The sequence below is a fragment of the Streptomyces sp. NPDC087844 genome (assembly GCF_044742785.1).
Classification (GTDB): domain Bacteria; phylum Actinomycetota; class Actinomycetes; order Streptomycetales; family Streptomycetaceae; genus Streptomyces.
Genome location: NZ_JBIUVD010000051.1, coordinates 1 through 14668 on the forward strand (window position 1 = coordinate 1; position 14668 = coordinate 14668).

Annotated in this window: 3 protein-coding genes; all 3 read right to left on the reverse strand. The window is 72.9% G+C overall.

The window, feature by feature from the left end; genetic code table 11:
* The coding region (locus ACIOKD_RS41650) for a type I polyketide synthase (RefSeq protein WP_402093675.1) at positions 1–1467 on the reverse strand (1467 nt) is incomplete at its 3' end.
* A gap of 20 nt (positions 1468–1487) precedes the next feature.
* Positions 1488–13559, reverse strand: a complete 12072-nt coding sequence (locus ACIOKD_RS41655; RefSeq protein WP_402093677.1) for an SDR family NAD(P)-dependent oxidoreductase — start codon at positions 13557–13559, stop codon at positions 1488–1490.
* A 53-nt stretch (positions 13560–13612) separates the two neighbouring features.
* Positions 13613–14668 carry a KR domain-containing protein gene (locus tag ACIOKD_RS41660; RefSeq protein WP_402093678.1) on the reverse strand — a complete coding sequence of 352 codons (1056 nt, stop codon included), beginning with the start codon at positions 14666–14668 and terminating at the stop codon, positions 13613–13615.

Consider the following 14668-nt stretch of genomic DNA (forward strand, 5'->3'; position numbering starts at 1 on the left):
GTCACCACGCCCCGACACCACCCACGGCACCACCCCGGCCACACGACCACCCTCGTCGGCCTCGGGCGGTACCGGCTCGCCCGGCGCCTCCTCCAGAATCACATGCGCGTTCGTCCCACTGATCCCGAACGACGACACAGCAGCCCTCCGCGGGCGCTCCGTGCTCTCCCAGCGCGCCGGTTCGGTCAGCAGGGACACCGCACCCGAGTCCCAGTCGACGTGCGGCGACGGCTCATCAATGTGCAGCGAGGCGGGCAGCAGTCCGTGGCGCATCGCCATCACCATCTTGATGACGCCCGCCACCCCCGCCGCCGCCTGGGTATGACCGACGTTCGACTTGACCGAGCCCAGCCACAGCGGGCGGTCCGCCGGACGGTCCTGGCCGTACGTCGCCAGCAGCGCACCCGCCTCGATCGGATCACCCAGCGTCGTCCCCGTACCATGCGCCTCCACCACATCGACCTGATCAGGAGTCAACCGAGCGCTCGCCAGCGCCTGGCGGATCACCCTTTCCTGCGCGGCGTCATTGGGCGCGGTCAGGCCGTTGCTCGCACCGTCCTGGTTGATCGCCGAGCCACGCACCACCCCCAGCACCCGATGACCGTTACGCCGCGCGTCCGACAACCGCTCCAGCAGCACCAGCCCCACCCCCTCCGAGAATCCGGTCCCGTCGGCCGAGGCGGCGAAGGACTTGCAGCGGCCGTCCAGGGCCAACCCCCGCTGCCGGGAGAACTCGGCGAAGGCCGTGGGGGTCGTGAGCGCGGTGACACCGCCGGCCAGCGCGAGCGTGCACTCGCCCTGGCGGAGGGCCTGCGCCGCCAGATGCATGGCCACCAGCGACGACGAACACGCGGTGTCGACCGTCACCGCGGGCCCCTCCAGGCCGTAGGTGTACGACACCCGGCCGGAGACCACGCTGGTCAGGGTGCCCGTGGTCGCGTACCCCTCGAAGCCCTCGGGGACGTTCGGCATACGGGTCATGTAGTCCCGGCTGGAGACCCCGGCGTAGATACCGGTCGCGCTGCCTCTCAGCGTGGCGGGGTCGATACCGGCCCTCTCGAACAGTTCCCAGGAGACCTCCAGCAGCAGCCTCTGCTGCGGGTCCATCGCCATCGCCTCGCGCGGGCTGATCCCGAAGAACCCCGCGTCGAAGCGGTCGGCGTCGTACAGGAAGCCGCCCTCGCGCACATAGCTGGTGCCGGGGTGGTCGGGGTCGGGGTCGTAGAGCCCCTCCAGATCCCAGCCCCGGTCGGCCGGGAAGGTGCTGATCGCGTCCCGGCCCGAGGCGACCAGCTCCCACAGCTCTTCGGGGGAGCCCGCACCGCCCGGGTAGCGGCAGGCCATGGCCACGATCGCCACGGGTTCGCGCTGCCGGTCCTCCGTCTCACGCAGCCGCTGTCGGGTTTGTGTGAGGTCGGCGGTAACCCGCTTCAGATAGTGGCGAAGCTTGTCTTCCGTGCCCGCCATCGCTTGCTCCTCGGTCCCCATCAGGAAGGCACATCCCTGTCGATCAGTGCGAACAGTTCGTCGTCGGAGGCGGAGTCGAGTGCCGCGCCGTCCACGCTTCCGTCGCCCTCCCCTGTGCGGTCGCCCAGCCTCCACACCAGGGCTTCCAGGCGTTTGACGAGCCGGCCGCGGGTGTCGTCGTCGGCCGTGAAGCACGCCATGGCCGCTTCGAGTCGCTCCAGCTCCGTCAGGACGGGTCGCGCGGGGTCGTCCCCGGTGGCCGGTGGTGCGAGTTCCTCCCGCAGATACTCGGCGACTGCCGCAGGCGTCGGATGCCGGAACACGAAGGTGGCGGGCAGCCTCAGTCCGCTGGCGGTGGCGAGTTTGTTGCGCAGCTCCACCGCTGTCAGCGAGTCGAAGCCCACGTCCTTGAACGGGGTGTCGGCCCGCACCGCCTCGGCTCCGGCGTGGCCGAGCACGGCCGCCGCGTGCGTCCGTACGAGATCCAGCAGGACGCGGTGCTGTTCCTCCTCCGACAGCCCTGCCAGCCGGCTGTCCCAGTCGGCCGCCGCGAGGCCGCCCGTGGCGGCGGTCCTGCGTACCGCGCTCTCACCCGTCAGCGCGCGGAGGAGCGCGGGCAGTTCCGTGGCGGGCAGGGAGGCCAGTGCGCGGATGTCGAGGTCGACGGCGAGCAGGTGCGGCTCGCCGTGCCTGCAGCCGGCGTCGAACAGGCGCAGACCGCGCTCGGTGGTCAGGGCGCCGACGCCGGTGCGGGACATACGGGCCAGGTCCGTCCCGGTGAGCTGCCCGGTCATGCCGCTGGACTCACCCCACAGGCCCCAGCCCACCGACACCGCGGGAAGACCGGCCGCCTGGCGGCGCGCGGCGAGCGCCTCGCAGTAGGCGTTGGCCGCCGCGTAGTTGCTCTGCCCTGGGCTGCCCAGGGTCGCCGCACTGGAGGAGAAGAGGACGAACATGCCCAGCCGCAGATCCGCGGTCGCCGCGTGCAGATGGTCCGCCGCGGTGGCCTTGACCGCCCACACCCGTGCCAGCCGCTCAGGCGACTGCGCCGCGATCACTCCGTCGTCCAGCGCTCCGGCCGCATGGACGACACCGGTCAGCGGATGCTCCGTGCCAATGCCGGCGACCAGCTTCTCGACCGCTGCGGGATCGGTGACGTCGGCGGCCACGATCCGCGCCCGGGCCCCCAGCCCCGCCAGTGTCTCCGCCAGTTCCCGAGCGCCGGGTGCGTCCGGGCCCCGGCGGCTGACCAGCAGCAGATGCCGTACACCCCAGGCTCCGGCGAGGTGTTCGGCGAGGCGGCTGCCGAGGGTGCCGGTGCCACCTGTGATCAGTACGGTGCCGTCCGGCTCCAGTGGCGCGGGCATCTCCAGCACGACCTTGCCGATGTGCCGGGCTCGGCCGAGCCAGCGCAGGGCGCTCCGGGCCCGGGCCAGCGGCCATGCCCGTACGGGGGCCGGGTGCAGCTCGCCGGTGGCGAACAGCTCCGTGAGTCCGGCCAGTATCTGCCCGATGCGGTCGGGGCCGCCGTCGGGGACGAGGTCGTAGGCCCTGTACCGCACGCCGGGGTGGCGCGCCGCGATCTCGTCCGCGTCGCGGATGTCGTTCTTGCCCATCTCCAGGAAGCGACCGCCCTCGCCCAGCAGGCGCAGCGAGGCGTCCGCGAAGGGGCCGGTCAGGCTGTTGAGCACGACGTCCACGCCCCGGCCGCCGGTCGCGCGGCGGATGGTGTCCTCGAAGCCGAGGTCGCGGGAGGACGCACGGTGCGCCTCGTCGATGCCCATCTCCGCCAGTACGTGCTGCTTGCCGGGGTTGGCCGTCGCGTACACCTCGGCTCCGAGGTGGCGGGCGATCTGCACGGCCGCCGTGCCCACGCCGCCGGTGGCCGCGTGCACCAGGACCGACTCCCCGGGCCGGAGCCGCGCCAGGTCGACGAGCCCGAACCAGGCGGTGGCGAACACCACCGGCACGGCCGCCGCCGTCCGCCAGTCCCAGCCGGGCGGGATCGCCGTGAGCATCCGGGCGTCGGCGACCGCCACGGGGCCGAACGCGCCCTCGAAGAGGCCCATGACCCGGTCCCCCGGCGCGAACCCGGTCACGCCGGGCCCGGTCCCGGTCACCACGCCCGCGCCCTCACTGCCGATTCCGGTCTGGCCGGGGGCCATGCCCAGACTCACCAGCGCGTCACGGAAGTTGACCCCGGCGGCGCGCACCGCGATCCGCACCTGCCCGGCTCGGAGGGGCTCATCGGCCTCCGGAGCGGGTACCGGCAGCACGTCCTCCAGGGTGGCCGTCGGCCCCGACTCCAGCCGCCACGCGCCTGTGTGCGCCGGTGTCCCGACGGGGGCTCCGGGGGTGGGTGCCCTGACGAGCCGGGGCACCAGGACGCTCTCGTCCCGGAGTGCCGCCTGGGGCTCGCCCGCGCCCACGGCCCCGGTGACCGCCTGGTGCACGGCGTCGTCGGCCGGCTCGTCCTGCGGGCCGAGGTCGAGCAGGACCAGCCGGTCCGGCTCCTCGGACTGGGCGCTGCGCACCAGGCCCCAGATCGCGGCGGCGGCCGGGTCAGGTCCGGTGTCGGCGTCGTCCGCGGTCACGGCGCCCCTGGTCGCGAGCACCAGACGGGCGGCGCCGAACCGGGGCTCCGCCAACCAGGTCCGGACGAGAGCCAGGGCCTCCCCGGCCGCGCGAAGACCGTCGACGCCCGCTGTCGTGAGCGGTGTCAGCACCACGGGCGGGAGGGGTTCGCCCGCGTCGAGCGCGGCGGAGAGGGCGGCCAGGTCCGGATAACGGGCCATGCCGGACGGCACGGCCGGGCCATCGGCTCCTGGACGTGCGTCCAGGATCGCCCAGGCGCCCTCACCCACCGCTGCCCGGCAGGACGCGGTGTCCGGCGCGGCCAGTGGTGTCCACTCAAGCGTGAACAGACCGTCGGTGTCGTCACCGCGCGCGGCCCGGAGCCGCTCGGGGTCAGCGGCGCGCAGGACGACGGACTCGGCGGTGAGCACGGGCGCGCCCACCGCGTCGGCGACCGTCACTCGTACCGCGCGCTCATCCGCCTCGCCATCGCCGGTGCCGGGGTCGGAGGCCGGGGTGATCCGTACTCGGACGGTGCTCGCGTCGGTGGCCCACAGGGAGACCCCGTTCCAGGTGAACGGCAGCCACACTCCTTCGGGGCTGTTCCCGTCCGCCGGGTCCCCGAAGAGGAGGGCGGGCTGGAGTGCGGCGTCGAGCAGGGCGGGGTGCACACCGAAACCTGCGGGGTCCCCGGCGGCCTCCGGCAGTTCCACCTCGGCGAGCAGCGCGTCGCCGTCCCGCCACACGGCGCGCAACCCTTGGAACGAGGGCCCGTAGGTGTATCCGGCGGCGGCCACGCGCTCGTAGAAGCCTTCGGCGTCCAGGGGGTGGGCGCCGGCCGGCGGCCATGCTCCCCGCAGTTCCTCGCCGGGGGCAGCGGTGGCGGGGCCGAGCACGCCTCGCGCATGACACACCCACGGCCGCGCGGCGTCCGACGGGCCACCGTCCTCGTCGGGGCAGGCGTGGACGGAGACCTCGCACCGCCCGTCGGCGTCGGCGGCGCCGACCACGACCTGGACCCGTACGCCCCCCTGCTCAGGAACCATCAGGGGCGCTTGGAGGGCCAGTTCCTCGATCAGCCCGCAGCCCGCCTCGTCCGCCGCGCGCAGGGCCCACTCCACCAGCGCCGCACCCGGCACCAGGGTGGTGTCCAGAACGCGGTGATCGGCGAGCCAGGGCTGGCCGCGGTGGGTGAGTCGCCCGGTGAGCAGATGTGCTTCCGTGTGTGCCAGCCGGGTGGTGGCGGCCAGCACCGGGTGCCCGGCGGGGAGCAGACCGAGCCCTGCGGGGTCCTCGGGTCCGCTGGTCCGGGCGTCGAGCCAGTAGCGCTGGTGCTGGAAGGCGTAGGTGGGCAGGTCGAGGGCGGGGCGGGGGGGCAGCCACGCGGTCCAGTCGACCCGGGCCCCGGCCGTGAACGCCTGCGCCAGCGCGTGCGCGAGCTGCGTACGCCCTCCCCGGTCACGGCGGAGCGTGGGAACGGTGGTGGCCTCGACGGCGGCGGCCTCGAAGGTCTCCTCCATACCGAGAGTGAGGACGGGGTGCGGACTGGCCTCGATGAAGATCCGGTGCCCGTCCTGCAGCAGAGCGCGGACGGCATCGGCGAAACGGACAGGCCGCCGAAGATTGGTGACCCAGTACTCGGTGTCCAGGTCCGTGCCGTCGATACGGCCACCGGTGACGGTCGAGTAGAAGGCGACCGTCGCCGACCGCGGCTGGATGCCCGCCAGGACGGTATGGAGTTCCCCGGTGATCTCATCGATCTGCGGTCCGTGCGAGGCGTAGTCGACGTCGATCAGCCGGGCCCGCAGCCCCTCCGACTTGGCCTGGGCCACCACGGCGGTGACCGCTTCCGGCGGCCCGGACACAACCGTGGACGACGGCCCGTTGACCGCGGCCACCCTCACCCCGGGCCGCCCCTCGCACAACGCCTCAGCCCGTTCCGGCGTGACGCCGAGCGACGCCATCCCACCCCGGCCCGCCAACTGCCGGAGCGCCTTGCTCCGCAGCGCCACAACCTTCGCGCCGTCCTCCAGCGACAGCGCCCCGGCCACACAGGCCGCGGCGATCTCACCCTGACTGTGACCCACCACCGCCGAAGGAACCACACCATGCCCGGCCCACACCGCCGCCAAAGACACCATCACCGCCCACAACACCGGCTGCACCACATCAACCCGAACCAGCTCCGCCCCGTCCCCCCGCAGCACATCCACCAACGACCAGTCCACATACGCCGACAGAGCCCGCTCACACTCACCGATCCGCCCCGCGAACACCGGGGACGAGTCGAGGAGTTCCGCACCCATCCCCACCCACTGCGAACCCTGCCCCGGAAACACCAGCACCGGCCGAGCATGCGACACGGACGCCGGGGCATCAGGGCACACCACACTTCCATGTGGCTCCCCCGCAGCCAGCGCCTCCAGACCGGCCAGCAGTTCCGCACGGCCCTCACCGATCACCACCGCACGCCGCTCGAACACCGACCGCCTCGTGGCCAGCGACCACCCCACATCCGCGGGACGCGCCCAGGGATCGGCCGACACCCACTCGGCCAGCGCCACCGCCTGCCCCCGCAGCGCCTCCGTACCGCGCCCCGACAGCACCCACGGCACCACTGCCCCGGACCGTTCCTCGGGCGGTTGCTCCGCTTCCACCACCTCCTCGGGAGCCAGCTCCAGGATTAGATGGGCGTTGGTTCCCGAGGCGCCGAAGGAGGAGACTCCCGCCCTGCGCGGGCGGTCATCGCTGTCCGGCCACTCCACCGGTTCGGTCAGCAGGGACACCGCCCCCGACTCCCAATCGACGTGCGGCGACGGCTCATCGATGTGGAGGGAGGCGGGCAGCACTCCATGCCGCATCGCCATCACCATCTTGATCACACCCGCCACACCCGCCGCCGCCTGGGTATGCCCGATGTTCGACTTCACCGACCCCAGCCACAGCGGGCGGTCCGCCGGACGGTCCTGGCCGTACGTGGCCAGCAGCGCCCCCGCCTCGATCGGGTCACCCAGCGTCGTACCCGTGCCATGCGCCTCCACCACATCGACCTCATCAGGAGTCAACCGAGCACTCGCCAGCGCCTGTCCGATCACCCTCTCCTGGGCGGGGCCGTTCGGCGCGGACATCCCGTTGCTGGCGCCGTCCTGGTTGACCGCGGAGCCCCGTACCACCGCCAGCACGCGATGACCGTTGCGCCGCGCGTCCGACAACCGCTCCAACAGCACCAGCCCCACACCCTCACCCCACCCGGTGCCATCCGCCGCCGCCGAGAACGGCTTGCACCGACCATCCACAGCCAGCCCCCGCTGCCGCGAGAACTCAACAAAGGTGTTCGGCGTCGCCATCACCGTCACCCCGCCCGCCAACGCCAGATCACACTCCCCCTGACGCAACGCCTGACCCGCCAGATGCATCGCCACCAACGACGACGAACACGCCGTGTCCACCGTCACCGCCGGCCCCTCCAGACCGAACGTGTACGAGACACGCCCCGAGGCGGCGCTGCCGGAGCCGGCCAGCATGGCGTAACCCTCCAGCCTGCCGTCGGCTCCGTGCCCGAGTCCGGTCGCGTAGTCGTGGTACATGACACCGGCGAACACCCCGGTCCTACTGCCCTTGAGGGTCGCGGGCCCGATGCCCGAGCGTTCCAGCAACTCCCACGAGGTCTCCAGGAGCAGCCGCTGCTGGGGGTCCATGGCCAGGGCCTCGCGCGGGTTGATGCCGAAGAAGTCCGCGTCGAAGCCTGCGGCGTCGTGCAGGAACGCGCCCTGGTCGGCGTAGCTGGTGCCCGGGTGGTCGGGGTCGGGGTGGAAGAGCCCGGCCAGGTCCCAGCCTCTGTCGTCCGGGAACCGGCCCATGGCGTCCCTGCCTCGGGACACCAGGTCCCACAGCTCTTCCGGCGACCGTACGCCGCCCGGGTAGCGGCAGGCCATGGCCACGATCGCCACCGGTTCGTCCGCACCGGAGGACGCGGGTCCCGCGGTGCCCACCGACACGGCGGAGCGCCGTCCGGTCAGCCGCGCGCACAGATGCGCGGCGAGCGCTTCGGTGGTCGGGTAGTCGAACACGAGGGCCACCGACAGGCGCAGTCCGCAGAGCGTGGAGAGCCGGTTGCGCAGTTCGACGCCGGTCACGGATTCGAAGCCGAGGTCTTTGAAAGGGGCGTCGGTCCGTACCTCGGCCGGGGACCCGTAGCCGAGCACGGCGGCGACGCAGCCGCGCACCAGGTCCGTCACAGCCTCCAGCCGTCCCGCCTCGTCCAGTCCAGCCAGCCGCAGCGACAGTTCCGAGGGCCATGCCTGGTCCTCCTCCGCCGTTCCACCGGCCGCCGGCCGGTTCGTCCGGCCGGTCAGCGCGCGCAGCATCACCGGCACCTCGGCGTTCACCACGCCACGTACGTCGATGCCGGCGGCCACCACCAGGGAGTGTTCCGGTCGGCAGGCGGCGTCGAGCAGTTCCAGCGCGTGCGGCGTCGGCAGCGGGAAGAAGCCTGAGCGGCGCAACCGTGCCAGGTCACCCTCGGTCATATGGCTGGTGAGTTCGCTGGTCCGCTCCCACAGACCCCAGGCCACGGACAGTGCGCACCGGCCCTCGGCCCGGCGGTGGGCGGCCAGCGCGTCGACGTAGGCATTGGCCGCCGCATAGCCCGCCTGACCCACGTTGCCCACGACACCGGTGGCCGAGGAGAACGTCACGAAAAGCGCCAAAGGCAGCTCCGCCGTGGCCACGTGGAGGTTCAGGGCCGCCGCGGCCTTGGCCTTCCAGACCCGCTCCAGGCGCTCCGCCGACTGCGAGACGATCATCGAGTCGTCCAGCGCTCCGGCGGCGTGGATCACTCCGGTCAGCGGGTGGGCGGGGTCGATCCCGGCGACGAGCGCGGCGACCGCCGCGGGGTCGCCGACGTCGGCGGACACCACCCGCACCCGGGCGCCCAGTGCGGTCAGTCGGGCGGTCAGTTCGGCGGCGCCCGGGGCCTCCGGCCCGCGCCGACCGACCAGGACCACGTGCCGTACACCCCAGGTGCGTACGGCGTGTTCGGTGGCCTGGCCGCCGATCGTTCCGGTTCCCCCGGTGACGAGGACGGTGCCGTCGGGGTCGAGTGCGGCGATGGTGCCCGGCCCGTCGGCCGGTTCTCCCCGCCGTCGCGTACGGGTGAGCCTCGGTACGAGGACGCGGGCCGCCCGGAGCGCGGCCTGCGACTCACCCGCCGTCGCCGCCCGGGTCACGGCGTCCAGGATCTGCCGGTCCGGGACCGGTTCCGTGGCGGCTGGGTCCAGGTCGAGGAGGGCGAACCGGTCAGGGTGTTCGGCCTCCGCGCCCCGCACCAGACCCCACACCGCGGCGGCGGCCATGTCCACACTGCCGCCGGTGTCTTGTCGGTCGTCACCGGCCACGACGGCACCCCGGGTCACGAACACCAGCCGGCTGTCGGCGAGCCTCGGTTCGGCAAGCCAGTCCTGCACCAGCCGCAGCGCGCGTTGCGCTGTGGCCAGGCCGTCCCCAGCCGTACCGCCCGCCTCCGGGATCCGGGTCAGCACGGTGGCCGGGACGGGCTCGTCCGCGTCCAGCGAGGCCAGCAGCGCGGAGAGGTCGGGGTGGTACGCACCGGCCACCGGGTCCGTGTCCAAATTCGCGTTCACGTTCGCGTTCACGTTCACGTTCACGTCCGGGTGCGTGTCTACGTCCGCGTCCGTGGCCTGCGCTCCGAACACCACCCAGCCGCCGTCATGGGCCGGGGCCCGCTCCTCGCCCACCGCTCCGGCCGGCGCGGGCAGCGGCGTCCACTCCAAGGTGAACAGACCCTGGGCATCGGCCCGTGCGAGGGCCCGCAGGCTTTCGGTGTCGGCCTGGCGCAGGATCACGGACGCTGCGTCGAGAACCGGCGCTCCGTCCGTGTCGGCCACCGTGATCCGCAGGGCGCGCCCGCCCCGTTCACCCTCTTCGGTCACCGTGATCCGTACGCGGACCGAGGTCGCGCCGGTGGCCCACAGGGACACACCGCTCCAGGCGAACGGCAGCCACGGTCCGTCCCCGGCATCGGACTGCTCGCCCAGCAGTGCCGGGTGCAGGGCCGCGTCCAGCAGTGCGGGGTGGATGCCGAATCCACCGGGTTGTCCCGCGGCTTCGGGCAGTGCCACCTCGGCCAGCAGGTCGTCCCCGTGCCGCCACGCGGCACGCACGGCCTGGAAGGCGGGGCCGTAGCCGTAGCCCGCCTCGGCGGCTCGCTCGTAGAAGCCGTCGAGACCGACGGGCCGTGCCTCCAGTGGCGGCCAGGCGCCGGTCAGTCCTTCGGCCGGCGCCTGTGCTGCGGGGCTGAGCGTGCCGGCGGCGTGGCACAGCCATCCGCCGTCCGCCGACGGTTCCCGGCCGTCCCCGTCGTGCTGCGAGTAGACACGTATGTCGCGCCGTCCGTCATCGGCCGCGGCGCCCACGACGATCTGCAGACGGACACTTCCGGACGCCGGAAGCACCAGCGGTGCCTGCAGCGTCAGTTCCTCGACCTCCTCGCAGCCGGTCTCGTCGGCGGCCCGCAGCGCCCATTCCACCAGTGCCGATCCCGGCATGAGCAGTGTTCCTGCGACCTGGTGGTCGGCGAGCCAGCCGGTGGCGCCGGACGCGGAGACCCGGCCGGTCAGAATGCGGGTGCCGGCCTCGGCGACATCGACGGTGGCACCGAGGAGGGGGTGTCCGGCGGCCGTCAGCCCGAGCCCGGCGGGGTCGCCTGTCTGCCCGGTGACGCTCTCGTCCCAGTACCGCCGGCGCTGGAAGGGATACGTGGGCAGTTCCACCATCGCCATGGCACGCGGGGTGTCCCCGGCGCCGAAGCAGGTTCTCCAGTCGACCTGGACCCCCGCTGTGAACGCCTCGCTCACGGCGCGCGTCACCTGGTCCGGACCACCCTGGTCACGGCGGAGCGTCGGTACGACGGTGGCGGTGGTGTCCGCCTGCTCGAAGCACTCCTGCAAGCCGACGGCCAGACCCGGATGGGGGCTGGCCTCGATGAAAACGCGGTGCCCTTCGGCCAGCAGCGCGTCGACCGCGTCGGCGAAGCGTACGGGGCGGCGCAGGTTGGTGATCCAGTAGCCGGTGTCCAGTTCGGAGGTGTCGACACGGGTGCCGGTCACGGTCGAGTAGAAGCCGGTGTGCGTGGCCTGCGGCCGTATCCCGGCCAGACTCTCCGCCAGTTCGTCGGTGATCCGGTCGACCTGGGGTCCGTGCGAGGCGTAGTCCACATCGATCAGCCGGGCCCGCAGCCCTTCCGACTTGGCCTGGGCCACCACGGCGGTGACGGCTTCGGGTGGTCCGGACACGACCGTGGAGGATGGCCCGTTGACCGCTGCCACCACCGCGTCGGGCGCGTACGGGCCCAGTAGTCGGGCGGCGGCCTCCTCGCCCACGCCCAGCGAAGCCATGGTCCCGCCCCCGGAGAGCTGACGGAGCGCCTCGCTGCGCACCGCGACGATCCTCGCGCCGTCCTCAAGGCTCAACGCCCCGGCCACGCACGCCGCCGCGATCTCTCCCTGACTGTGGCCGATCACCGCTCCGGGCACCACTCCGTGCTCGGCCCAGACCGCCGCGAGGGAGACCATCATGGCCCACAGCACCGGCTGTACCACGTCGACCCGTGCCAGATCGGCCCCGTCGCCCCGCAGGACCTCACTCAGCGACCAGTCCACGTAGGGCGACAGAGCCCGCTCGCAGTCGGCGATTCGTTCCGCGAACGCCGGGGAGGAGTCGAGCAGTCCGGCTCCCATCCCGGCCCACTGCGATCCCTGCCCGGGGAACACCAGCACCGGCGCAGTCTCCTCCGCACCCACCACGTCACCGGGGCCGGTCAGCGCGGGATGTACCTCACCGGCCGCCAAGGCTTCCAGGCCCGCCGTCAGTTCGCCGCGCTCGGCCCCGAGGACGACCGCCCGGTGCTCGAACACCGACCGGGTCATGGCCAGTGACCGGCCCACGTCCGCGACCGCCGTGTCCGGGCGCCGCGTCACATGGTCCGCCAGCTCGCGTGCGCGCGCCCGCAGGGCGGGGCCGTTGCGGGCCGACACGACCCAGGGCACGACGCGGGTGGTGTCGGCGGCGGCAGGGGCGTCCTGCCCGGGGGGTACCGGTTGCGGGTCCGCGGGTTCTGGTACCTCCTCCAGGATCACGTGCGCGTTCGTGCCGGAGATGCCGAACGAGGAGACGCCGGCCCGGCGGGGCCCACCGGTCTCCGGCCACGGCTCGGGCCCGGTGAGCAGCCGGACCGCGGAGGTGTCCCACTCCACATGCGGGGTGGGCTCCTCGATGTGGAGGGAGGCGGGCAGCACACCGTGCCGCATCGCCATCACCATCTTGATCACACCGGCGACACCCGCCGCGCCCTGGGTGTGCCCGATGTTCGACTTGACGGAGCCCAGCAGCAGCGGCCTCCCCTCGGGGCGGCTACCGCCGTAGGAGGCGATGATCGCGTCCGCCTCGATCGAGTCGCCGAGGACGGTGCCGGTGCCGTGCGCCTCCACCGCGTCCACCTCGGAGGCCGACAGCCGGGCGTCCGCGAGCGCCTGCCTGATCACCCGTTGCTGGGAGGGGCCGTTGGGCGCCGTGAAGCCGTTGCTCGCCCCGTCCTGGTTGACGGCCGAGCCGCGTACCACCGCCAGCACCGGGTGGCCGTTGCGCCGCGCGTCCGAGAGCCGCTCCAGCAGGACGAGCCCCACGCCCTCGCCCCATCCCGTGCCGTCGGCGGACGCGGCGAACGCCTTGCACCGGCCGTCGGGCGACAGACCGCGCTGCCGGGAGAAGCCTGTGAAGACCTCCGGTGTCGCCATCACGGTCACTCCGCCCGCCAGCGCGAGGGAGCATTCGCCCTGCCGCAGCGCCTGGCCCGCCAGATGGATGGCCACGAGAGACGAGGAGCAGGCCGTCTCGATGGTCACCGCGGCGCCTTCGAGCCCCAGGGTGTAAGAGATCCTGCCCGACAACAGGCTGGGGGCGTTACCCGCGTACCCCTCGGACGCCTGCGAGGTGCCGCTCTTCGAGCCGTCCCCGGTGGTGGCCGTGCCCGCGTACACACTGGTCCGGGTCCCCTGGAGGGAGTGGGGGTCGATGCCCGCCCTCTCGATCGCCTCCCACGCGCACTCCAGGAGCAGCCGCTGCTGCGGACTGCTCGCCATGGCTTCGCGCGGGGAGATGCCGAAGAAGCCCGGATCGAACTGGTCCGCGTCGTAGAGGAAGCCGCCCTTGCGGGTGTAACTGGTGCCGGGATGGTCGGGGTCGGGGTGGTACAGACCCTCCAGGTCCCAGCCCCTGTCGGCGGGGAAGTCACCGATCGCGTCCGTGCCGGAGGCGACCAGGTCCCACAGTGCCTCGGGCGAGGTGATGTCCCGGTCGTCACCGGGAAAGCGGCAGGCCATGGCGACGACGGCCACCGGCTCCTGCGCCTGTTCCTCGGCCTGGCGGAGGCGCCGGCGCGTCTCGTGGAGGTCGGTGGTGACACGCTTGAGATATTCGACCAACTGTTCTTCGGTCGCCATCCGGGTTCACCCGGTCCTCTCGCTCGATGCTCGGCCCTGGTACGCCGGGACGGTCATGACGCGCCCAGTTCGTTGTCGATGAAGTCGAGGAGCTCGTCGGCGGAGGCGGCTTGGAGCTTGTGCGTCGCGGTGCCGACGTCGGAGGGCGTCCTGGCCGCCCTCCAGTCCGCGAGCAGGGCCTCCAGCCGGGCCGTGACCGCCCCGGCGTCTCCTTCGTCCAGATCGGCGGTGTCCAGCGTGCTTTCCAGCCGGGCCAGCTCGTCCAGGACCGGTGCCACGTCGGTCACCGCCACCGCGCCGCCGTTCGGCGGGGCGACCCGCTGCCGCAGTTGGTCGGCCAGATCCCCGATCCGGGGATAGTCGAAGATCAGCGCCGGGGGCAGCCGCAGCCCGGTCGCTGTGCCCAGCCGGTTGCGCAGCTCGACAGCGGTCAGTGAGTCGAACCCCAGGTCCTTGAACGACGCGTCCACCTGGACCGCCTCGGGATCGGAGTGTCCGAGCACGGTCGCGATATGGCCGCGTACCAGATTCAGCAGCACCCGGTGCTGCTCCCCCGTCGACAGCCCCGCCAGCCGACTGCCCCAGTCCTCGGGCTCCGCACCGGCGGTGGTGGCGGTGCGCCGGACGGGTCCTCCGGCGGAGCCGCGCGCTCCGGCGGCGAGCGCGCGCAGCACGGCGGGCAGTGCCTCGTCGTCCTGCGCGGCGAGGGCACGGGTGTTGAGGTTGAGGGCGAGGAGGTGTGGCTTTCCGTTGTCGCAGGCGGCGTCGAAGAGCGCGAGTCCCTGTTCACTGGAGAGCGCCCCGACCCCTGTGCGTGCCATGCGTGCCAGGTCGGTGCCGGTCAGCCGGCCGGCCATCCCGCCGGTATCGGCCCACGGCCCCCAGCCGATCGACACACCGGGCAGACCAGCAGCCCGACGGGCAGCCACCAGAGCATCGCAATACGCGTTCGCCGCCGCATAATTCGCCTGCCCAGCACTGCCCAACGCAGCAGCACTGGAAGAAAACACCACGAACATCGCCAGCGGAAGATGCGCGGTCGCCCGGTGCAGATGATGAACAGCAGCCGCCTTCGGCCGCCACACCCGCAACAACCGCTCCCGCGACAA

Excerpts from the sequence above, each read along its gene's own strand:
- ACIOKD_RS41655 (WP_402093677.1), bottom strand. The coding sequence starts at position 13,559 with ATGGCGACCGAAGAACAGTTGGTCGAATATCTCAAGCGTGTCACCACC.